The sequence below is a fragment of the Pedobacter heparinus DSM 2366 genome (assembly GCF_000023825.1).
Taxonomy (GTDB): domain Bacteria; phylum Bacteroidota; class Bacteroidia; order Sphingobacteriales; family Sphingobacteriaceae; genus Pedobacter; species Pedobacter heparinus.
The window spans coordinates 2,408,388-2,428,550 of record NC_013061.1 but is presented as its reverse complement, the minus strand read 5'-3'; the positions used below and the strand labels follow the sequence as shown (position 1 = coordinate 2,428,550).

Here is a 20,163-nt window from a genome sequence, read left to right as displayed (position 1 = left end):
TATAGGGTTACAGTACATATTGTGCAAATTATATATCGAGAAATCTTTTATATCACTGATTCCTAGTTAGATTATTTGTAAATACCTGTTAAAGCACATTAACAATGCCTAAATACTGGCTGTTACTGCGCCTTTTTCTGTCTTCAGCTACAAAGGCAAGGTAAACGTGAACGGCCTTTCCCGAAAAATCCTCATTCAGTTTAAAAATCCCGGTCTTCATTCTCCGCTTCACGGCCCCGGTATCGTAATCGGCCTTGCCACCAGCTATATCATATACCAGAAACATCGCCCGGTCGTCACTTTCACATTTACCACCTTCCCAGTTAAAAGTAATTGAATTTTCAGTTTCTGAAACCGCAGATGCTGTTAATGCCGGTTCCTGATCGCCAAAACTAACCAGCGCCAGTGCCGGATCAATATATGCACCCGCATCATCCCTCACCAGGGCATTTTTAGAATTATAGGATTTTGCAGCTACAAAACCCTGAAATGTAGGGGCATAATCCTGAAAGCCAACTCTCAGAAACACTGTTAAAGGTTTCAGCCAAAGCTGCAGATCTCCAAAGGCCTGCTGATTGGCCAGCTCTTTTTCTGTAAATGGTTTGCTTCTTTCATTTGCCAGGCCACGCATAATGTCCTGTCCGTTTAAGTGGTAGCCCACTACCGTTCCGGCCTTGCCTCTAAAACCACCAAGAATGCCGTTTTTAATAATTGCCATAGTTCTAATAGTTAAGTAAGTTACAACTGGTTTACCAGTGAAATATTAATTAATATAAAATTATAGGAATTACATAAGGATTAAACAGGCATTTGTCCCTGTTATCTCCCTGTTAAGTCCCTATAAAATCCCTGTTTATTCCCTGTTATAAATAAACAGGTTCCTAACCAATTATAAGCAATATCCTAACCTGAGCCCTAAAAATTAACCAATAATTAAATCGCTGATTTAAACTTTGGAAATTGCCTGAATAAACAATGCAATATACCTAATAATCAAGCATTTTTATCAGAATGGCCTAAGTTTTTTTCAGGATTCACCTTGTCCCTTACCAATTGTTTCAGTTCCTTAATCTCAGGAAAGCCTCCCCGCTCCTTTCTATCGTACAAGACGTCCTCATTTACACTGATGGTATAAACGCCGGCAATCCCGGCAGGTTTTAACAGTACACCATTGATGTCATCTATAAAAGTGGTCAGCAGTTCCTGGGCCATATAGGCGGCACGTAGCATCCAGCCGCATTTCGGACAATATTCTATCGTAATCGTTGGCTTCATATCTTCTTCTTTTATGGTCAATTGGCTTTTTTTGCAATTAAAAATTAAACATAATCATTACCCACAAGTAACATATAATTGAATCGTAAATTCTTTATTGGTATAAATTTCCTAATTTAAGACCATGCTATCTAAAAAAGACATTTTCGGCTTTGAGCCCAACGCGCAGTACAGTACTGCTGCTGCTTATTTTTCTATGGAATTTGCCGTAGATCAGGCGCTAAAAATTTACAGTGGCGGGCTCGGTTTTCTTGCCGGCTCGCACTTAAGGAGTGCTTATCAGTTAAAACAGAACCTGCTAGGTATTGGCATTTTATGGAAATATGGTTATTACGACCAGACCAGGGACAAAGACCAGCTCATGAAACCTGCCTATACCGAAAAGCAATATGCATATCTGCAGGATACAGGCATAATTTTTACCGTTCCGGTACACGATTCGCCTGTGCATGTAAGGGCCTATCTGCTAAAACCGGAAACCTTTGGTACAGCACCACTTTTTTTGCTCAGTACCGATGTTCCTGAAAATGACTACCTGTCGCGTACCATTACCCATCGTTTGTACGATCCGCATGAGACCACAAGAATTGCCCAGTCTATCATTCTGGGTATTGGCGGGGCCATGTTACTGGATATCTTAAACATCACACCCGATGTATACCACATGAACGAAGGGCATTCCGTATCACTTAATTTTTACCTCTACGCTAAATATAAAAGCCTGGATGAAGTAAAAAAACGGGTGGTATTTACTACCCATACCCCCGAAATGGCCGGAAATGAAGAACATAGATACAGTTTGCTCAAGGAAATGTCTTTCTTTTACCATTTACAGGAGCATGAGGTGAAATACCTGCTGGGGATGGATGGCGACCAGTTTAGCTATACCCTTGCAGCGCTTAAATTTGCCAGAAAGGCCAATGGTGTTTCTGAACTGCATGGTAAGGTGGCCAGGGATATGTGGGGCCATAACCCCGGTATATGCGAAATCACTTCCATCACCAATGCCCAGAACCTAACCTACTGGCAGGATCCGCTGATGGGAAAATCAATAGCCGGTAATGATGATCATGGTATTGTTCAACGAAAAAAAGAGCTGAAGGCCGATCTGTTTAAAGTAGTGGCCGATCAGTGTGGCAAACTGTTTGATCCGGAGGTGATCACTATAGTATGGGCCAGACGTTTTGCCGGTTATAAGCGGGCCGACCTGGTGATGCAGGACTGGAACCGCTTTTTAACCCTGCTGAGCAATGGCGCATTTCCGGTACAGCTGATCTGGGCCGGGAAACCTTATCCTGAAGATTTTGGTGCCATTGGCTTGTTTAACCAGATCATTTCGAGGGCATTGCCTTTAAAAAACTGTGCTGTACTTACAGGCTATGAGCTGGAATTGTCGGCCCTTCTTAAAAAGGGATCTGATGTTTGGTTAAACAACCCCAGGATGTACAGGGAAGCCTCCGGCACCAGTGGCATGACTGCCGCAATGAACGGCAGCATCAACCTTTCCCTGCCCGATGGCTGGGTACCTGAATTTGCCCGGGACAGAGAAAACTGTTTCCTGATCCAGCCCGCACCGGATCATTCTCCGGAACAGGATCAGGACCGGCTGGAGAACATCAGCCTGATGGATACACTGGAACAGGTTGTACTGCCAACCTATTATAACGACCATAACAAATGGTTAGGCATGGTAAAAAAGGCGGCAGCTGATGTGGTCCCTGCTTTTGAATCGGGCAGAATGGCGGCAGAATATTACACAAAAATGTATAAGGCTTAAAAAAGAAAGCCGTCCCTCCGGACGGCTTTCACCAAAACACTAAAAAAACTACGGGTATTCTCTTTTAAGCTACTTTGATTTTGCTTTGAGCAGCTGTACTTCTTTTTTCAACAGCTCTATTTCGGCTTGTTGTTCTTTTATGGCGGCCACCAGTACAGGAATCAGGTTTTCTGTCTGCACCTCGTTGTACCTGGCCACTTTAGCGTTGTTTTTGCCGGCTTCATATACCTTTGACGCTTCGTAAACCATTGCCGGAAATTCGGGCTGTACATTGCTGGCCATAAAACCGTACTGCTCTCCGGCCGGAAGTTTCAGGTGTTTGTACTTGTTTACATCGTATTGAAAGGTAACCGGTTCCAGGTTTTTTAAATGTTGTGTAGAATTGGATATTTTACCAACATTAACTTTCAGTTCCTGTTCATTAATTTTCTGTGCACTTGCTGTTAACGAAGCAATGCCCAATAAAAGTCCCATTACAGAACCTTTAAACAAAGGATAGTTCATAAAAATAATTATTGTGTGAATATTTAAATATAGACCGGAATATCAGTTCAGATATACAGTCCGGAATCTGTTCATGATTTTAAGAACAGCTGTTGGGAGGCGGATAGGGTAAGGAAATATAAGGTGCGGTAACCGCGGGTACAATGATGTGCCCTGTTCTTTTGGCAAGGGTTAAAGCGGCCAGCAGCAATACCGGCTGATCAGGAAAATCCTCATCCGTAATTTCAAGTTGCTTGCTTTCTTTTTCAGCATCCGGTGTACTGTCCTCAGTACTTTGTGCAGCACCTGCCACAACTACATTTTTCAGCTGCTGTTCCACAGCAAACAACGGGGTACTTTTTACCAGTAAAAAGGAAAGTAAAATAAATATGCCCGCTATTCTTTTAAACATAAGCAACCGAATTGTAAATTATATTGGCTATGGCTACAAATATATTGCTCCTATTTGAATAGCCATAGCCTGAATTGTATTTTTTTTGTCGGATTTTCTTATAACGGCTTATTTTGCAGCAGGCTGTATGCTTTTATAAATAAAATTATGTAAGGAGGTGGTAGTGGCTTTTAAATCGGCAGTAAGGTACCAGATGTTGTTGATTCTTTTCCCCGCACTTTGCCCATCCAGTGGAAACCTTGCCTGATCGATCACTTTATTTTTAGAATTCAGCACACTACCTGCAAAGCTGAAAAGGGTCATCTGTCCCATACTGGTTTCCAGGTTGGGCAATACCTGTGAAGCGATGGCCGGCAGCATTTGCGAACCGGAGTTTTTAAGTGTGCTGAAAAGCGCAACCAGTACACTTCTCTGACGTTCGGTCCTTTCATAATCGCCATTCCCTACCCCTCTGATGCGGGTATACGCTACAGCCTGTCTGCCGGTCAGTTTCTGGAGGCCTGCACTGTTTACATGCACTGCCGGAATCTTCTCGTAAATCGCCAGCTCATCCAGGTAATTGTTAAGATACGAAAGCTCTGGCTGCTTTACATTTACCGTTACCCCTCCAAGGGCATCTACTATTCTTGCAGCACTGTAAAAATCAACATTGATGTAATCCTTAATGTCGAGGTCAAAGTTCTGATTGATGGTTTTTATAGCAAGCTGAGGCCCTCCAAGTGCATAAGCTGCATTGATCTTATCCATGCCATGCCCGTCAATATTTACATAAGTATCCCTCATAATGGAAGACATCTTTATTTTTCCGCTTTGCTGATCGATGGAAATGACCATGATCACATCGGAATTTGCCCGTTCGCCTGCCTGACGCCTGTCGACCGCAAAAAGGGCCATATTTACCGGTGGGTTTGGCATGGCTTTTACCTTTGCACTTACTTTGGGTGATATGCCCAGTGCTTCGGCCGATCTGTTTAACTGAACAGCCTGAGGTTTGGCATAATCCGCAGGGGCTATAGCTGTTGAAGTGGTGTCCTGGGCATTTACCTGGAAGGAGAAGGCCAGCAGAAAAATATAAAACAATAGTTTTTTCATTATTGATATGAATGATTGGGTTAAAATTAATAACCATTAAACAATTTTCCGGCCATATTATTCGGGCAGGGTTAAAATGTATCTGGTATTTGATTTAAAAATTAATCATCTTTATATAAACAATAAGCATATTAAAACTTAAGATAAATAATAACCATTCAAAAAAACCGTAAAACAATGAAAATTTTAAAAAGAGTATTATTTGTTATTGTCGGGATTGTTATTCTGGCATTGGTAGTAGCGCTGTTTGTGAAAAAAGATTATGCGGTGGAGCGTGAAGTAACCATCAACAGGCCGGAACCAGAGGTATTCGACTTCATTAAACACATTAAAAATCAGGACCAGTACAGCGTTTGGAACAACCTGGACCCGGCCATGAAAAAGAGTTACAGCGGCACCGATGGCACAGTTGGCTTTAAATATTCATGGGAAAGCACCAACAAAAATGTAGGTAAGGGCGAACAGGAAATCGTCAAAATTACTGAAGGCGACAGGATAGACATGAAATTGCGCTTTAAAGAACCTTTTGATGCAGAAGACGATGCTTATATGACCACAGAGGCCATTGGCGCTGATAAAACAAAGGTTAAATGGGGCTTTACAGGTAAAATGGCCTGGCCCATGAATTTAATGATGCTTTGTATGAAGATGGAAGAGATGATTGGCAAAGATCTGCAGAGTGGATTGGACAAAATGAAAACCACGCTGGAAAAGTAATTTTAAACAAATTTATTGCCTGAACGTTGTTTTATACCGGAATACAAATGAAGCATGAGCATAAAATCTATTGACCCGACAAATGGCAAGGTAATTAAATCTTATCCTGAAACCACCAAAGCACAAGTTGTTAAAAAGATTGAACAGGGACATAAAGCCTGGACAGAATGGAGAAAAAGCAGTATTAAAGAAAGGGCTGCCCTGCTAAGGGGTCTCGCTGATCAGCTGCACATACAAAGAGCGGAGCTGGCAAGGCTCATGGCTTTGGAAATGGGCAAACCCCTGAACGATGGCCTGGCCGAGATAGACAAATGTGGCGCTGTATGTAAATACTACGCAGAAAAAGGGGCAGATTTTTTGCAGGACCAGCGGATTGAGACTGAGGCTTCAAAAAGCTACGTCAGCTTTCAGCCTCTGGGTGTAGTGCTGGCCGTAATGCCCTGGAATTTTCCTTACTGGCAGGTATTCAGGTTTCTTGCCCCCGCCCTGATGGCGGGCAATTGCGGGGTACTGAAACACGCTTCAAATGTACCGGGATGCGCCCTATCTATAGAAAAGCTGGTAAAGGATGCGGGTTACCCTGCCCATGTATTTCAAACCCTGATGATTGGCAGTAACGTGGTAAACGAAGTGATTGCCCATCCGCTCATAAAGGCGGTAACCCTTACCGGAAGCACGCAGGCAGGAATGAAAGTTGCCGCACAGGCAGGCATGCTGCTGAAAAAAACAGTACTTGAACTGGGGGGCAGTGATCCTTATTTGGTACTGGAAGATGCCGACCTGGAATTTGCAGCCGAAACCTGCGTAAACAGCAGGCTGATCAACAACGGGCAGAGCTGTATTGCAGCAAAAAGATTTATTGTTGTAAAAAAGATAGAAAAGGAATTTACCAGGCTTTTTGTGCAAAAAATGAAACAGAAAAAACTGGGTAACCCTTTGGAAGCGGATATCAACCTGGGTCCTATGGCCCGTGCAGATTTACGTGACGAGCTGCACCAGCAGGTACTGAAGAATATAGAAATGGGTGCAAAATGCCTGCTTGGCGGCCGGATTCCTGCGTTTAAAGGCCAGCATGCCTACTATGAACCTACTGTACTTAGCGGAATAAAAAAAGGGATGCCTGCTTACAGCGAGGAAATGTTTGGCCCGGTGGCGGCCATACTGACGGCCAGAGATGTGGAACAAGCCATTGAGCTGGCCAACGATACTTCATTCGGACTTGGAGCTGCCGTATTTACAGCTAATGAAAAACTGGGTGAAGAAATAGCAAGGACCCGCCTTCAGGCTGGTTCCTGCTTTGTAAATTCGCTGGTAAAATCCGATCCCCGCCTACCCTTTGGGGGCATTAACCAAAGCGGCTACGGGCGCGAACTGGGCCTGTTTGGTATTCATGAATTTGTAAACATTAAAACGGTTTATGTGAAATGAGCCGCTTAATGCGAGCCATTAGGGATCAAAATGTTTACACCGGCCTGTACAGCTGTACCGGCAAATCTGTTTTTTCCGGCAAAATTTTGAGTTAGCCTGCCCATCACCCCTATTTTCATTGGTGTGATCCAGTAGGAGACAAAGCCGCCTAATCCTGCTATCCTGTCAGACACAAAGCCACCATTGGTACCTTTATCATCACTTACCTGGGTAGTATAGTGGCTAAACAGGCCCACCATATCTCCACGCTTATTCAATAAATAAGAGCTCCCCAGATCAAATGTCAGGTGGCTTCCTTCTTTAAAATCAGTGTCGTGCTGCCATGAATTTAATTCCATGGTTGCGGCCAGTGTAACGCTCACTTTAGGATCTGTTTTTACACTGCCTGCCACCCTGATGTTGTGCGACCAGTAGCCATGCCCGCCATTGTCCAGATCATGGGGTTTATATCTGCCTGTAGGTGCCCAAAAACCATAATTGACTGCATAAATGAATTTACCCTTTGTCCAGGATAGCCATACGGGCTGAACATACATGTCGCCAAATCCCAGGCTTTTGTTGGTAAAGACGTAGTTTCCCGAACCGGTTTGGCTGGAATAATAGTCTAAAGCAATGTTAGCTGTAGGACTGTTGAGCATAGGGATGGCCATCATTCCCCAGTTTGCACCCAGTATTTTACCTTTCCCCCCATAAATGGCCATTAAAATAAAAGAATTGGTAACCACATTCTGTTTAATGTGAAGTGAGGTTGGATTGCCTGGTGCAGGATTAATGAGTACATCGGATTTGTTGCCCGAGGCATTGCGGTAATCCATATTTGCGTAGCCGTACCAAACCGGAATGATCCATCCGGGATGAGGGGCAAAATAATCACCGGGATTAAAAGAGGAACCCGTATAATGGCCCTGACTAAAAACAGAAAGATAGCATAAAACCGCTGCAAATAAGGTGAGAAATCTTTTCATTTTGTTGTGGTTTAAGTTGAGAAATAATTAGATTATCATTTATTGGCCATCAGAAATTTAGCCAGGGCATGGTAAGCGGGCAGGGAATAAGGATCGTTGGCCGAATTACTGGCTACCGGATTTGAAGAAAAACGTACGATGACCATGTCTGCTTTTGGGTCTATATAGATCACCTGACCATGCACACCCCTGGCACAGAAAGCGCCATCTTCGTTATGGGTTATCCACCACATATTCCTGTAGCTCCAGCCTTTAAGTAAGGTATAATTTGCTTTTTCAAAGGCAGCCTTGCTCCCGCCCTTCCTGATGTCATCGATTGCTGATTTGGGAATGATCTGTTTGCCATTGGCAAAACCGTTGTTCAGTACCAGCTGACCAAAGCGGGCCATATCCCTTAAACCCATGTTAAAGCCTCCCCCGGCAAAAGGGGTTCCAACGGCATCAACAGAATAATAGGCATCCTGTTCTGTACCTAGTTTGCGCCAGATCTTTTCTGATAGGACCTCTGCTACTGTTTTACGGGTAACGCGGGCAATGATCCAGCCCAATACATCAGAATTTACAGTTTTATAACCAAAGGCAGTGCCATGTACACCATTCTTTTTAACGGTAGGCAGGTATTCATAATAGGTTTTAGGACCATTATAATCTTTGGGTTTGGGCAATGGGTTGCCTGCGGCAGAAAACTTCCATATCTCGGCATTCGGATCGGCATAATCTTCACTAAACTGTAAAGCAGTGGTCATATCCATCACCTGCCTGACGGTAGCATCACCAAAGGCAGAATTTTTAAGCTCGGGGATATAATGCGAAACCAGCTTTGAGGTATCTATCAGTCCTTCTTTGGCCAGCATAATGCCCAGGGTACCGGTAAGGGATTTGGTGACCGACATGGCGGCATGCTGACCATCTTCTTTTAATGCGCCAAAGTACTGCTCATACACAATTTTTCCATGCTGCATGACAATTACCCCATCGGCATAAACCTTTTGCAGGGATTCCTGCCAGGTCATGGCTTTAGTTTCGCCCAGGGGAATGAACTTTATCTGATCAATTTCTTTACGGATGTTTTTTGCCAGGGGATTTACATTGCCCAGCCCGCGCGACACATTGGTAGTGGGCATAAACTGGCGCATGTGGGCAGCACTCCAGCGCAGGGCCGGAAACTGAAAAAAGCTGCCATCTTCAAAATATACCGTCCGGTCTTTTGCGGGGGGCGCACCGGTCATCCAGCCCATTTTTATAGGGTCGCTTTCTGCGGCATTCAAAAACTTAGTTTTTTCCTGAGCGTTAAGGTTAAGACTGCCAATCAGTAACAAACCGGGTAACACAAAAAGACGGCAAACTGCGTAGTTTTGTTTCATGGTAATTCATTTAGATTCAATAAGGCAAAAGAACATTTATGGAACAACACCTGTAAACAATTTAAGTTTGCCAATGTTTAAGAAATTTTGATATAAGGACAGCATTTGGGATTGTCTTATAAATTTTCTTAAATTTGCAGCCGTAAACAAAAAAACACTACATGTAGGATTCAGTTTCTTTCAGAAAAATAAACAGGGCCGGTAAGTCAGCCCCTGGTATTGTTCAACCTTTTAGAAAGAATTATGATTACCCTACAGGATATTACGTATACACATCCCGACCGGGATGTATTGTTTAGGGGTTTAAACCTCATCATTAACAAAAAAGACAAAATTGCGCTTATTGGCGACAATGGCACAGGAAAATCAAGCCTGCTAAATATGATGGCAGGTAATTTACAACCTGCCTCAGGAAGCGTTAAAATGAGTTCAATCCCCTATTATGTACCACAGATTTTCGGACAGTTTAATGATTACAGCATTGCAAAGGCGCTGCAGGTTGAAGGTAAATTAAAAGCCTTGAATGAAATTCTGGATGGCCGGATGACGACTGAAAATATGGTTCTGCTGAATGACGACTGGGCGGTTGAGGAACGCTGCAAAAATGCGCTTGCACATTGGAACCTTGAGGGACTGGACCTGGCCCAAAAAATGGGCAGCCTTAGTGGTGGCCAGAAAACCAAAGTTTTTTTAGCAGGGATACGCATACACCGGCCTGAGATAGTTTTACTTGATGAGCCCAGTAACCATTTAGACCTATGGAGCAGAAAGCGGCTGTATGATGACCTTGCCTCGGCCACTAACACGCTGGTGGTGGTAAGCCATGATAAAACCTTACTGAAGCTTCCGGAACGCGTTTTTGAACTGGATAAGCGGGGCATAACCGTGTATGGAGGCAATTACGATTTTTATGTGGCACAGAAAAAGCTGGAAAGCGAAGCGTTGAAACAGGACCTGAACAGCAGGGAAAAGGCACTTCGTAAAGCCAGGGAAACTGAAAAAGAAGTACTGGAAAGGCAACAAAAACTGGACGCCCGTGGCAAAAAGAAACAGGAAAAAGCGGGTTTGCCTACTATTGTGATGCATGCCTTTAAAAACAATGCAGAAAAAAGCAGCTCCCGTATAAAAAGTGTCCATGAAGATAAAAAGGCTGTGCTTTCGCAGGAACTGGGCCAGTTGCGTGCAGCATTGCCTGACATCAATAAAATGAAAATGGACCTGAACAATTCTGCCCTGCACAGGGGAAAAACATTGGTCAGCGCAAAAAATATAAATTTTGGATACTACCATCAGTTGCTTTGGAAGGAGCCTTTGAATTTTCGGCTTAACAGTGGCGAACGTATGGTCATCCGGGGCGCGAACGGGTCCGGTAAGACAACACTGATCAAAATGATCTTAGGCTGGCTTCAACCCAGTTCAGGAACATTAAACAGTCTTAGCGGCATTAAAACCATTTACATTGACCAGGATTACTCGCTGATTGACAACAACCTGAGTGTATATGAACAGGCACAGGCCTATAATTCGGGTGAATTGCAGGAACATGAAATAAAGATCCGCTTAAACCGCTTTTTATTTGACAAAGCCTACTGGAACAAATCCTGTGCAGCGCTGAGCGGCGGCGAGAAAATGCGCCTGATGCTTTGCGCGCTAACGATAAGCAATGCCGCTCCCGACCTGATTGTACTGGATGAACCCACAAATAACCTGGACATTCAAAATACAGGGATCCTGACTGCTGCAATTGGTGATTATAAGGGAACACTGCTGCTGGTGTCTCATGATGAGTTATTTTTGAAGCAGATAAATGCAGTACATTCAATTGAGTTGCATTAACTTTACCAATGGACAAACCATTGCGGAACCATGCGTAAAGAAGAAAGACACAAGCTGATCATGAGAGAGATAAACCTTCACAATAAGGTTTTATCGACCGATCTGAGTGTACTGTTAAACATTTCAGATGATACCGTAAGACGTGACCTTAAAGAGCTTGCCGAAACAGGTAAACTGTTAAAGGTTCATGGTGGTGCGGCAAGTAAATCATTTGTAGCACCCTTTAATGCACAGCATGAGATATATGCACTCAATGAGAAAAATGTAATTGCAAAGAAAACACTGAAAATTATAAAGAACGAAATGGTGATCCTTACCGAGGGTGGCACCACTATACTGCAGCTGGCCAGAATGATTCCTGAAAACCTGAAAGTTACCTTTTTTACAATCAGTCCGCAGGTAGCCATTACCTTATCAGACCACAGCAACCTTGAGGTCATTACCATCGGCGGTAAACTCAATAAAAATGCAAACCTGCACGTTGGGGCAAGTGTAATTAACCAGCTGGTAGACCTGAGGGCCGATCTCTGTTTACTGGGGGCCAATGCATTTTCGGCAGAAGAAGGCCTTACCGATATGGACTGGGACATTGTACAGGTAAAAAAAGCGATCATCAGGTCGTCGAAAAAAACAGCAGTACTGAGCATTTCTGAAAAATTAAATACTGCACAAAGGATAAGGATCTGTGGCCCTGACGATATTGACTACCTCATTACCGAATTACCTGCCGGGAGCCCTTTAATGCAGGGCTATACAAATGATCATTTAATAGTGCTTTAAGCTTATAAATTATGGCCTTGATGATATCAGTTTTAGACAATGATTTTTACAAAGTTACCATGCAGCAGGGTGTTGTACGCTTGTTTCCTGCGGCTAAAGCAAGGTATCAGTTTATCAATCGTGGTAAACATTCATTTCCGGAAGGCTTCGCTGTCGCGCTGCGCAAAGCTGTAGACGAAATGGCTTTGCTGAAGCTGAGTAAGGCAGAAAAGCATTTTCTTCAGGTAAACTGCCCCTATCTTGACCCGGTATACCTTGATTTTCTGGAAGGCTACCGCTTTAACCCCGAAGAGGTACACATTGAACAACATGAAGATCAGCTCCAGGTAAAAGTTGAAGGGTTTTGGTACCGTACCATTTTGTGGGAAGTTCCGCTCATGTCGCTCATCTGTGAACTGTACTATGTTTTAACGGGTGCTAAAAGGATCAGCAATGAGGCCATCATTGAGGTTACCCGCAAAAAAATTGAAGCTTACAAAGCCCTGGGCGTAACCATAGCTGAATTTGGTACCCGAAGAAGGTATGCATATGATGTTCAGCGCCTGGTATTACAATCCTTGAGCCAGTATGGTGCCGGATCTTTTATAGGGACCAGCAATATGCACCTGGCCATGTTGCACCAAACCAAACCGATAGGTACGCATGCACATGAGTGGTTTATGTTTCATGCCGCCAGGTATGGTTTTACAATGGCCAATGCAATGGGGCTTGAACATTGGGTACAGGTTTATCGGGGCGACCTTGGCATTGCCCTGTCTGACACCTACACTACTGATGTTTTCTTTAAGCAGTTTGACAGGATGTACGCTAAATTATTTGATGGGGTGAGGCACGATAGCGCAGATCCTTTGGTATTTGCCGATAAAGTGATCAGCCATTATGAACGTATGGGCATTGATCCTAAATCAAAGACCATTATTTTTTCTGACGGGCTTGATTATGAAAAAGTTGAGCGTATTGCCAGACATTGCCTTGGCCGGGTAGGCATGTCGTTCGGAATAGGCACTAATTTTACCAATGATGCCGGATTGCCGCCCATGAACATTGTGATTAAAATGACTGAAGCCCATCCTCAGGATGGGCAGTGGACGAAAGTTGTTAAATTATCTGACGAAGAAGGTAAGTATACAGGTGATATTCAGACCATCAATCTGGCGAAAACCATACTGGGAATCAGCTGATCATAATTATTTTAAAATTTATTTAGCAAAATAAATTAATAATTCTATCTTTGCACCCTCTTCAAACAGAAGATGATTCCGTAGCTCAGCTGGTAGAGCATTACACTTTTAATGTAGTGGTCCTGGGTTCGAATCCCAGCGGGATCACAGAAAGCCTCAACATAAGTTGGGGCTTTTTCTTTATACATACGGTATATCATTTTTTATCGCTTCTTTCTTCACTTCCAATATATTTCCAAAAACAGAGACTTTGGAAAAGCAGGCTCTTACCGAACTTTACTGCCTCAACATTGAAAAAGATCAATGATAATAAAAGTATATATTTATACTTTATATAAAAAATAATAGTATATTTATATCCTAAAATAAATATATGAAATACGATATTTTAAAAAATGTCATCCATCTTCTTGAAGAATTTGAGTCGGAGAATTTTTCAGGAAAAACATATCCTAATGATATCGAAGGTTTTAAAAGATGGGTAGTTGTCAATTATAAAAGCGCAGAAATAGATAATGAACCCAATTGGGAAGGCAAAGAAAAGGGACGTAGTGCTGAAAGTGTCATTAATACTTTAATCGTTCATTTGAACAGGTATGCCAAGAGTTATTCAAAATCGGCAATATCCGGTTCAAATTTTTCTACCCAGGAAGAATTTATTTACCTCATTAACCTAAAAGCATTCGGTGAGATGACCAAAATGGACTTGATAAAAAAGAATGTCCATGAAAAACCTGCCGGAATGCAGATTATCAATCGGTTGATTGCACAAGGCTGGGTAGATCAAACTGATTCTGAAACTGACAAAAGAAGTAAAGTTTTAAAAATCAGCAATGAGGGCATTAAAGTTTTAGAAAATCAAATGGGCAAAATCAGAAAAGCAACTGAAGTTGTGACAGGAGATTTAACACGTAAGGAAAAAATGGAATTAATTAGATTACTAAATAAACTCAATGATTTTCATCAGCCCATCTATGATAAAAATATTGAGCCTGAATATTTATTAAATGAAGTTTTAAAAAACAAAAGGTGATGAAGAAGAAAATAGCCGTTATCGGTTCTGGTTTTTCGGGATTGTCTGCTGCCGCTTATTTGGCAAAAGCGGGAAACGATGTTCAGGTTTTTGAAAAGCACGACCAGCCGGGAGGAAGAGCAAGGCAATTTTCTACCCAACAAGGTTACATTTTTGATATGGGGCCAAGCTGGTACTGGATGCCTGATGTTATAGAAAGTTTTTTTGCTGATTTCGGTTACAAAACTGCAGATTTTTTTGAGTTGATTTCCTTAAACCCACAGTTTGAGCTCATTTTTTCGGAAGAGAAAATCAATGTACCTGAAAGTATAGAGGAACTAAAAATCTTGTTTGAACAAATTGAAAAAGGTGCAGGCTTGCAATTAGAGAAATTTATGCAATCGGCGAAATTTAAATATGAAGTCGGGATGAAGGATTTTGTGAACAAACCTTGCCATAATTGGTTGGAATTCATTTCTCCTAAAATTGCTAAAAGTGCATTGAAATTGGATTTGCTGACGAATTTCAGAACCTATGTTGGCAAATATTTTAAAAATGAAAAATTAAGAACATTGATGGAGTTCCCTGTAATTTTTCTGGGCGCTTCTCCAAAAAACATTCCGGCATTATATAGTTTGATGAATTACGGGGGCTATGCTTTAGGAACGCATTATCCGAAGGGTGGCTTTTATCAATTGGTATTGGCGATGAAAAAAGTAGCCGAGAACCAAGGTGCAGCTTTTCATTTTAACAAGACAGTTGAAAATATAAATACGGATAATGGTAAGGTACGATCTTTAACCATCAATGGCGAAACCTATGAATTTGATGCTGTAGTTGCGTCTTCGGATTATCACCATACAGAAACACTCTTAAATAAAGCGTATAGAAATTATTCAGAAGAATACTGGCAAAACAGAACATTTGCTCCATCCAGCTTGATCTATTATTTGGGCATCAATCAAACTATTCCCGGCCTAAAGCACCATACCCTATTTTTTGAGCATGATTTAGACGAACATATTGATTGTATCTATGGCGAGAAAAAATGGCCTGAAAAACCACTGTTTTATGTTTGCTGCCCATCAAAAACAGATCATGCCGTTGCGCCCAAAGACAAAGAGAACCTATTTCTTTTGATGCCTTTGGCCATCGGAATAAACGATGACGAATCCGTACGAAAAAAATATTTAGCAGAAATGATTTCAAGAATTGAAAGACATACAGGCCTAACCAATTTACTGTCAAAGATTGAATACAGAAAAAGCTATTGTGTCAGCGATTTTATTTCAGATTACAATGCCTATGGTGGCAATGCTTACGGATTGGCAAATACGCTTAGTCAAACTGCGGTTTTGAAACCAAAAATAAGAAACAAGAAATTAAAAAATTTATTCTATACGGGTCAGTTAACTGTTCCAGGGCCCGGAGTTCCTCCCTCCATTATATCGGGAAAAATTGTAGCAAATGAGATAATTAAATTTAAAAACGAAGTATTATGAAACACCTATTTGATGAGCTTTCTTACTCAGTTAGCAAGATAACAACCCAAAAGTATAGTACGAGTTTTTCTTTAGGAATTTTGGCACTGAAACCATCTGTTCGTTCTGCTATATATGCGATATACGGGTACGTAAGATTAGCAGATGAAATTGTTGATAGTTTTCAGGGCTACGATAAAGAGAAGTTGCTGAACAGATTAAAACAAGAAACAGAAAATGCGTTGCAGGAAGGTATTTCACTAAACCCGATTTTACAATCTTTTCAGGAAACCGTACATAAGTACCGAATTGAAAAAAAGCTGATTGAGGATTTTTTGCACAGTATGGAAATGGATTTGCAGAAAATAGATTACAATTCCGATTTGTACAATGAATACATTTATGGTTCTGCAGAAGTGGTTGGGCTAATGTGCCTGCAGGTTTTTACGGATGGGAATAGAGAAAAATATGAAGACCTTAAACTTTATGCGATGAAACTGGGCTCAGCTTTCCAGAAAATTAATTTTTTAAGGGATTTGAGAGATGATTATCAGATTTTAGGCAGGACATATTTCCCGAATATTGATATGGGGGTATTTGATAACCATGTGAAATGCCTGATTGAAAAGGAAATAGAAGAAGAATTTAAAGAGGCGTTAATCGGAATTAAGAAACTACCAGGTTCTTCAATGTTTGGGGTGTATCTGGCTTACAAATACTATTTATCTTTGTTCAAGAAAATAAAAAGAAAATCTTCTAAAGACATCTTGAATAACAGGGTCCGAATTCCCAATTCTGAAAAGGCGTTCGTGGCCTTCAAAAGTTATGTAAGATATAAAACTGCTTTTTTATGATAAAGGTTCCAGGTTTGCTGATGTCTGCTATATTCTTGCTGATAAGTGTGGATACAACCAATTTGGATGTGGTAAGAGCGAATTATTACAAAGTAGTATCGGACAAAAAAATGTGCAAACAAATGATAGCTGAATTGGAGAAAACAAAAAACAATTCGGCTACGCATCTGGCTTATTTAGGTGGTTTACAAACGATTTGGACAAATCACGTTTTTAGCCCGATAAGTAAACTCAATACATTCAAAGAAGGAAAGAAAAACATCGAACAGGCAATCAAAAATGAGCCCAATAATGCAGAATTGAGATTTATCCGACTTTCAGTTCAAAAAAATGCCCCCTCTTTTTTAGGGTATAAATCAAGCATAAATGAGGATACTGAATTTATCAAGAAAAACAAGAATCAAATCAGTTCAGATATTCTGCATAAAAATATAGAAACGCTTTTAGTAAACTAATCTATGAAACATCAATTATATAGAGAACAACAATTGCATTGTGGTATTGAAACAGCCTGGCGTTTTTTCTCATCCCCGGCAAATCTTTCTAAAATCACACCTAAGGATATGGGTTTTACAGTATTGTCGAACTATAATGATGAACATATTTTTGAAGGAATGATTATTGATTATACGGTTTCGCCTATGCTGAAAATTCCCTTAAAATGGAGAACGCGGATTAGCCAGGTGGAGTTGAACAGGAGTTTTACCGATTTTCAGGAGAAAGGCCCTTATAAATATTGGAGCCATTTTCACGAGTTTATTCCAAATAGAGCGGGCGTACTTATAAAAGATACTGTACATTATGAATTGCCGTTCGGTATTTTAGGAGACATTGCACATTGGGTCTTTGTGAAAAAAAAACTGGTTCACATCTTTGATTTCCGCTATGGCGTTTTAGAAAAATTATTTAATAGGAAATAAAAAAACGTATATGAACTTTTTAATCGCATTGGGGGCATTTGTAATGATGGAAGGGGCAACCTGGGTGATCCACAAATATGTTATGCACGGTTTTCTGTGGGGTTTACACAAAGACCATCACGACCACAGCCAAGAAGGTGCTCTTGAAAAGAATGACTATTTCTTTGTGATATTTGCTATACCTACGATTGCTTTAATGTACTTCGGTTCGATTGAAAATTTCAATTATTTGTTTTTTATCGGACTGGGCATTATGCTATATGGAATGGCCTATTTTTTTGTACATGATGTTTTTATCCACCAACGGATTAAATTATTGACCAAAACCAAAAGCCCTTATTTTTTAGCACTTCGCAGAGCACACAAACAACATCATAAGCATATCAGCAAAGAAGATGGTGAATGTTTTGGTTTTTTGTATGTGCCCTTCAAGTATTTTAAAATGTATTTTAATTCTTCTGAAAAATGATGGCATATACATATTCATTGATATTATTTTTTACGTTCATCATTTGTTTCCTGGCATCTTTTGATAAGCGAATTCTTTTTAACCGTTATTTTGGACCCTTTATAAAGGCTGCAATCCTGGTTGCAATTCCGTTTATTTCCTGGGATGTATGGTTTACGGCAAAAGGTGTCTGGTGGTTCAATACAGCTTACACACTTGGAATAGTGATAGCCGGATTACCGCTTGAAGAATGGCTTTTCTTTATCTGCATTCCGTTTTCATGCGTGTTTACCTATTTCTGTTTTGACAAGTTTTTTAAGTTGGAAGGGCTTTCAGGTTTTAATAACCTGATCGTTTTTTTCAGTGTAATTGTCTGTTCGGTTGTGGCTTTGCTGCACTATGACAAAATCTATACATTGGTAACGGCACTCGCTACCATAACAACTTTAATCTATCTGCACTTTATTGTCCGTGCAGATTGGATTGGCAAGGCATCTCTGGTGTTTACGATATTGATGCTGGGGTTTTTTCCTGTAAATGGCCTGCTTACAGGGACCGGACTGGCCACACCAATAGTGAATTACAATGCCGGGGATTTTCTGGGCATAAGAATGCTAACGATACCGATCGAAGATATGGTTTACGGATACACACAATTTCTTTTGGTGCTTTATTTTTTTAGAAAATTTAAACATGCGCAGGATGAAAGCAAAAATAAAATTTAGCAGAAAAGATAATCCATTTCTGAATGAAAAGTAAAGTTTCGATTTTTTGGTTTCGCAGAGATTTGCGTTTAGAAGATAATGTGGGTTTATATCATGCCTTATCTTCAGGGTTTCCTGTCCTTCCTATTTTTATTTTCGATGAAAATATCTTAGGAAAGCTTGGGGATAAAAAAGACAGAAGAGTGGATTATATTGATCAGGCACTTTTGAAAATAAATACCCAACTAAAATTATCCAAAACAAGGCTGAACACATTTCACGGAAATCCGATTGAAATTTTCAATATGCTTTCAGAGCAATATGCTGTCCAGGCTGTTTTTTGCAACAGGGATTATGAACCGCTAACTATTCAAAGAGATGTGGAAATTTATGAGTTTTTTAAACGGAACCAAATTCCGTTTAAGGCATTTAAAGACCAGGTTATTTTTGACAAAAGTGATGTTTTAAAAAATGATGGGACCCCCTATACGGTTTATACACCTTATTCAAAAAAATGGAAAGAGCTATTGAAGGAAGAACATTACAGGTCGTACCATCCTGATTATAATAATTTTTTCAGGCAAGAGTTTACCGGAATTCATTCCTTGAACGATATTGGTTTTGAAAAAACAGACATCGCCTTTGAAACCCCGAAATTGACTACTACAATCATTGATGAATACGATAAATACAGAGATTATCCTGCAATGCAACGCACCACACAGTTGGGGATTGCCCTTCGGTTTGGCACCATCAGCATTCGCAAATGCGTAGCTTTTGGATTGAAACACAATCAAACCTGGCTGAATGAATTAATTTGGCGGGAATTTTTTATGCAAATTTTGTATCATTTCCCTAAAGTGGTCGATCAATCTTTCAAATCGAAATACGATAATATCAAATGGCGAAACAATGAGCATGAATTTGATCGATGGTGCGAAGGGAAAACAGGTTACCCGATTGTAGATGCAGGAATGAGACAGTTGAACCAAACAGGTTTTATGCACAATCGGGTACGGATGATTGCAGCAAGCTTTTTGTGCAAGCATTTACTGATTGACTGGCGTTGGGGTGAAGCTTATTTTGCACAAAAGTTGAACGATTACGATTTGTCGGCCAATAATGGTAACTGGCAATGGGCATCAGGTTCGGGTTGCGATTCTGCACCTTATTTCAGGGTGTTTAACCCAACGCTTCAAACCGAAAAATTCGATAAAAACTTCGCTTACCTCAAAAAATGGATTCCCGAGTTCGAAACAGAAAACTATCCAGAACCAATCGTGGAACATAGTTTTGCAAGAGAAAGAGCTTTGAAAACATATGGCAATGCCATCAAAGAAAACGATTAATAACGGATTGGGGGTGATTCCGCCCTTCCCCTACTTATAGTTGTGAATTACAACTATAAGTAGTGTAAATACAACTATAAGTTCT

At 40.9% G+C, this 20,163-nt stretch carries 21 protein-coding genes and 1 tRNA gene; 15 read left to right on the top strand and 7 right to left on the bottom strand.

Features of this window, described 5'->3' with window-relative positions:
* Positions 1 to 88: 88 nt before the first annotated feature.
* Complete coding sequence (locus PHEP_RS10455; RefSeq protein WP_015807925.1) at positions 89 to 718, bottom strand: DUF6266 family protein; 630 nt, start codon at positions 716 to 718, stop codon at positions 89 to 91.
* Between the two features lie 275 nt (positions 719 to 993).
* Positions 994 to 1,275, bottom strand: a complete 282-nt coding sequence (locus PHEP_RS10450) for an Rdx family protein (RefSeq protein WP_036674468.1) — start codon at positions 1,273 to 1,275, stop codon at positions 994 to 996.
* Positions 1,276 to 1,399: 124 nt separating this feature from the next.
* Here PHEP_RS10450 and glgP point away from each other — a divergent pair, with 124 nt between their 5' ends.
* On the top strand, positions 1,400 to 3,052 hold the full coding sequence (gene glgP, locus PHEP_RS10445) for an alpha-glucan family phosphorylase (protein WP_015807923.1): 1,653 nt from the start codon (positions 1,400 to 1,402) through the stop codon (positions 3,050 to 3,052).
* A gap of 69 nt (positions 3,053 to 3,121) precedes the next feature.
* Here glgP and PHEP_RS10440 read toward each other — a convergent pair whose 3' ends face one another.
* From PHEP_RS10440 to PHEP_RS10430, 3 genes are all read right to left on the bottom strand, one after another.
* Positions 3,122 to 3,556 carry a tail fiber domain-containing protein gene (locus PHEP_RS10440; protein ID WP_015807922.1) on the bottom strand — a complete coding sequence of 145 codons (435 nt, stop codon included), beginning with the start codon at positions 3,554 to 3,556 and terminating at the stop codon, positions 3,122 to 3,124.
* A gap of 79 nt (positions 3,557 to 3,635) precedes the next feature.
* Positions 3,636 to 3,947: a hypothetical protein gene (locus PHEP_RS10435; protein WP_015807921.1), complete on the bottom strand. Its 312-nt coding sequence runs from the start codon at positions 3,945 to 3,947 to the stop codon at positions 3,636 to 3,638.
* 108 nt (positions 3,948 to 4,055) lie between these two features.
* Positions 4,056 to 5,039, bottom strand: a complete 984-nt coding sequence (locus tag PHEP_RS10430) for an LCP family protein (protein WP_015807920.1) — start codon at positions 5,037 to 5,039, stop codon at positions 4,056 to 4,058.
* A 177-nt stretch (positions 5,040 to 5,216) separates the two neighbouring features.
* Between PHEP_RS10430 and PHEP_RS10425 the strand changes: the two genes are divergently transcribed.
* Together PHEP_RS10425 and PHEP_RS10420 are read left to right on the top strand one after the other, a co-directional pair.
* A complete protein-coding gene (locus PHEP_RS10425; protein ID WP_015807919.1) occupies positions 5,217 to 5,756 on the top strand; it encodes an SRPBCC family protein in 540 nt (179 codons plus the stop codon).
* A gap of 54 nt (positions 5,757 to 5,810) precedes the next feature.
* Positions 5,811 to 7,184: an NAD-dependent succinate-semialdehyde dehydrogenase gene (locus PHEP_RS10420; protein WP_015807918.1), complete on the top strand. Its 1,374-nt coding sequence runs from the start codon at positions 5,811 to 5,813 to the stop codon at positions 7,182 to 7,184.
* Between the two features lie 5 nt (positions 7,185 to 7,189).
* On the opposite strand, the gene PHEP_RS10415 is transcribed toward PHEP_RS10420, so the two are convergent.
* Positions 7,190 to 8,149 (bottom strand): SphA family protein, encoded by a 960-nt coding sequence (locus PHEP_RS10415; protein WP_015807917.1) that lies wholly within the window; start codon positions 8,147 to 8,149, stop codon positions 7,190 to 7,192.
* Between the two features lie 35 nt (positions 8,150 to 8,184).
* Positions 8,185 to 9,513 (bottom strand): serine hydrolase domain-containing protein, encoded by a 1,329-nt coding sequence (locus PHEP_RS10410; protein ID WP_015807916.1) that lies wholly within the window; start codon positions 9,511 to 9,513, stop codon positions 8,185 to 8,187.
* Between the two features lie 243 nt (positions 9,514 to 9,756).
* On the opposite strand from PHEP_RS10410, the gene PHEP_RS10405 reads away from it, so the two are divergent.
* The 12 genes from PHEP_RS10405 (at position 9,757) to PHEP_RS10350 (ending at position 20,078) form a co-directional block, all read left to right on the top strand.
* Positions 9,757 to 11,349 (top strand): ABC-F family ATP-binding cassette domain-containing protein, encoded by a 1,593-nt coding sequence (locus PHEP_RS10405; protein WP_015807915.1) that lies wholly within the window; start codon positions 9,757 to 9,759, stop codon positions 11,347 to 11,349.
* A gap of 30 nt (positions 11,350 to 11,379) precedes the next feature.
* The gene (locus PHEP_RS10400) at positions 11,380 to 12,129 is read left to right on the top strand and encodes a DeoR/GlpR family DNA-binding transcription regulator (RefSeq protein ID WP_015807914.1); all 750 of its coding nucleotides are present in this window, start codon (positions 11,380 to 11,382) and stop codon (positions 12,127 to 12,129) included.
* Between the two features lie 11 nt (positions 12,130 to 12,140).
* Positions 12,141 to 13,310 (top strand): nicotinate phosphoribosyltransferase, encoded by a 1,170-nt coding sequence (pncB, locus tag PHEP_RS10395; RefSeq protein ID WP_015807913.1) that lies wholly within the window; start codon positions 12,141 to 12,143, stop codon positions 13,308 to 13,310.
* Positions 13,311 to 13,384: 74 nt separating this feature from the next.
* Positions 13,385 to 13,457 (top strand) — tRNA-Lys (locus tag PHEP_RS10390).
* Positions 13,458 to 13,683: 226 nt separating this feature from the next.
* Positions 13,684 to 14,343: a MarR family winged helix-turn-helix transcriptional regulator gene (locus PHEP_RS10385; protein ID WP_015807912.1), complete on the top strand. Its 660-nt coding sequence runs from the start codon at positions 13,684 to 13,686 to the stop codon at positions 14,341 to 14,343.
* Positions 14,343 to 15,824: a phytoene desaturase family protein gene (locus PHEP_RS10380; protein WP_015807911.1), complete on the top strand. Its 1,482-nt coding sequence runs from the start codon at positions 14,343 to 14,345 to the stop codon at positions 15,822 to 15,824. The genes PHEP_RS10385 and PHEP_RS10380 overlap by 1 nt, the downstream gene beginning before the upstream one ends.
* Positions 15,821 to 16,657, top strand: a complete 837-nt coding sequence (locus PHEP_RS10375; RefSeq protein ID WP_015807910.1) for a phytoene/squalene synthase family protein — start codon at positions 15,821 to 15,823, stop codon at positions 16,655 to 16,657. Before PHEP_RS10380 ends, PHEP_RS10375 begins: the two co-directional genes overlap by 4 nt.
* A complete protein-coding gene (locus PHEP_RS10370) occupies positions 16,654 to 17,112 on the top strand; it encodes a hypothetical protein (RefSeq protein ID WP_015807909.1) in 459 nt (152 codons plus the stop codon). Before PHEP_RS10375 ends, PHEP_RS10370 begins: the two co-directional genes overlap by 4 nt.
* 3 nt (positions 17,113 to 17,115) lie before the next feature.
* Positions 17,116 to 17,577, top strand: coding sequence for an SRPBCC family protein (locus PHEP_RS10365; protein WP_015807908.1), 462 nt, complete (start codon positions 17,116 to 17,118; stop codon positions 17,575 to 17,577).
* Positions 17,578 to 17,587: 10 nt separating this feature from the next.
* Positions 17,588 to 18,046 carry a sterol desaturase family protein gene (locus tag PHEP_RS10360; protein WP_015807907.1) on the top strand — a complete coding sequence of 153 codons (459 nt, stop codon included), beginning with the start codon at positions 17,588 to 17,590 and terminating at the stop codon, positions 18,044 to 18,046.
* Positions 18,043 to 18,750, top strand: a complete 708-nt coding sequence (locus tag PHEP_RS10355; protein WP_015807906.1) for a lycopene cyclase domain-containing protein — start codon at positions 18,043 to 18,045, stop codon at positions 18,748 to 18,750. Before PHEP_RS10360 ends, PHEP_RS10355 begins: the two co-directional genes overlap by 4 nt.
* A gap of 23 nt (positions 18,751 to 18,773) precedes the next feature.
* Positions 18,774 to 20,078, top strand: coding sequence for a cryptochrome/photolyase family protein (locus PHEP_RS10350; protein ID WP_015807905.1), 1,305 nt, complete (start codon positions 18,774 to 18,776; stop codon positions 20,076 to 20,078).
* Positions 20,079 to 20,163: the final 85 nt, after the last annotated feature.

Bases quoted from the DNA above. Each gene is read 5' to 3' on its own strand.
- PHEP_RS10455 (WP_015807925.1), bottom strand. From the start codon at position 718: ATGGCAATTATTAAAAACGGCATTCTTGGTGGTTTTAGAGGCAAGGCC.
- PHEP_RS10450 (WP_036674468.1), bottom strand. From the start codon at position 1,275: ATGAAGCCAACGATTACGATAGAATATTGTCCGAAATGCGGCTGGATG.
- glgP (WP_015807923.1), top strand. From the start codon at position 1,400: ATGCTATCTAAAAAAGACATTTTCGGCTTTGAGCCCAACGCGCAGTAC.
- PHEP_RS10440 (WP_015807922.1), bottom strand. From the start codon at position 3,556: ATGAACTATCCTTTGTTTAAAGGTTCTGTAATGGGACTTTTATTGGGC.
- PHEP_RS10435 (WP_015807921.1), bottom strand. From the start codon at position 3,947: ATGTTTAAAAGAATAGCGGGCATATTTATTTTACTTTCCTTTTTACTG.
- PHEP_RS10430 (WP_015807920.1), bottom strand. From the start codon at position 5,039: ATGAAAAAACTATTGTTTTATATTTTTCTGCTGGCCTTCTCCTTCCAG.
- PHEP_RS10425 (WP_015807919.1), top strand. From the start codon at position 5,217: ATGAAAATTTTAAAAAGAGTATTATTTGTTATTGTCGGGATTGTTATT.
- PHEP_RS10420 (WP_015807918.1), top strand. From the start codon at position 5,811: ATGAGCATAAAATCTATTGACCCGACAAATGGCAAGGTAATTAAATCT.
- PHEP_RS10415 (WP_015807917.1), bottom strand. From the start codon at position 8,149: ATGAAAAGATTTCTCACCTTATTTGCAGCGGTTTTATGCTATCTTTCT.
- PHEP_RS10410 (WP_015807916.1), bottom strand. From the start codon at position 9,513: ATGAAACAAAACTACGCAGTTTGCCGTCTTTTTGTGTTACCCGGTTTG.
- PHEP_RS10405 (WP_015807915.1), top strand. From the start codon at position 9,757: ATGATTACCCTACAGGATATTACGTATACACATCCCGACCGGGATGTA.
- PHEP_RS10400 (WP_015807914.1), top strand. From the start codon at position 11,380: ATGCGTAAAGAAGAAAGACACAAGCTGATCATGAGAGAGATAAACCTT.
- pncB (WP_015807913.1), top strand. From the start codon at position 12,141: ATGGCCTTGATGATATCAGTTTTAGACAATGATTTTTACAAAGTTACC.
- PHEP_RS10385 (WP_015807912.1), top strand. From the start codon at position 13,684: ATGAAATACGATATTTTAAAAAATGTCATCCATCTTCTTGAAGAATTT.
- PHEP_RS10380 (WP_015807911.1), top strand. From the start codon at position 14,343: ATGAAGAAGAAAATAGCCGTTATCGGTTCTGGTTTTTCGGGATTGTCT.
- PHEP_RS10375 (WP_015807910.1), top strand. From the start codon at position 15,821: ATGAAACACCTATTTGATGAGCTTTCTTACTCAGTTAGCAAGATAACA.
- PHEP_RS10370 (WP_015807909.1), top strand. From the start codon at position 16,654: ATGATAAAGGTTCCAGGTTTGCTGATGTCTGCTATATTCTTGCTGATA.
- PHEP_RS10365 (WP_015807908.1), top strand. From the start codon at position 17,116: ATGAAACATCAATTATATAGAGAACAACAATTGCATTGTGGTATTGAA.
- PHEP_RS10360 (WP_015807907.1), top strand. From the start codon at position 17,588: ATGAACTTTTTAATCGCATTGGGGGCATTTGTAATGATGGAAGGGGCA.
- PHEP_RS10355 (WP_015807906.1), top strand. From the start codon at position 18,043: ATGATGGCATATACATATTCATTGATATTATTTTTTACGTTCATCATT.
- PHEP_RS10350 (WP_015807905.1), top strand. From the start codon at position 18,774: ATGAAAAGTAAAGTTTCGATTTTTTGGTTTCGCAGAGATTTGCGTTTA.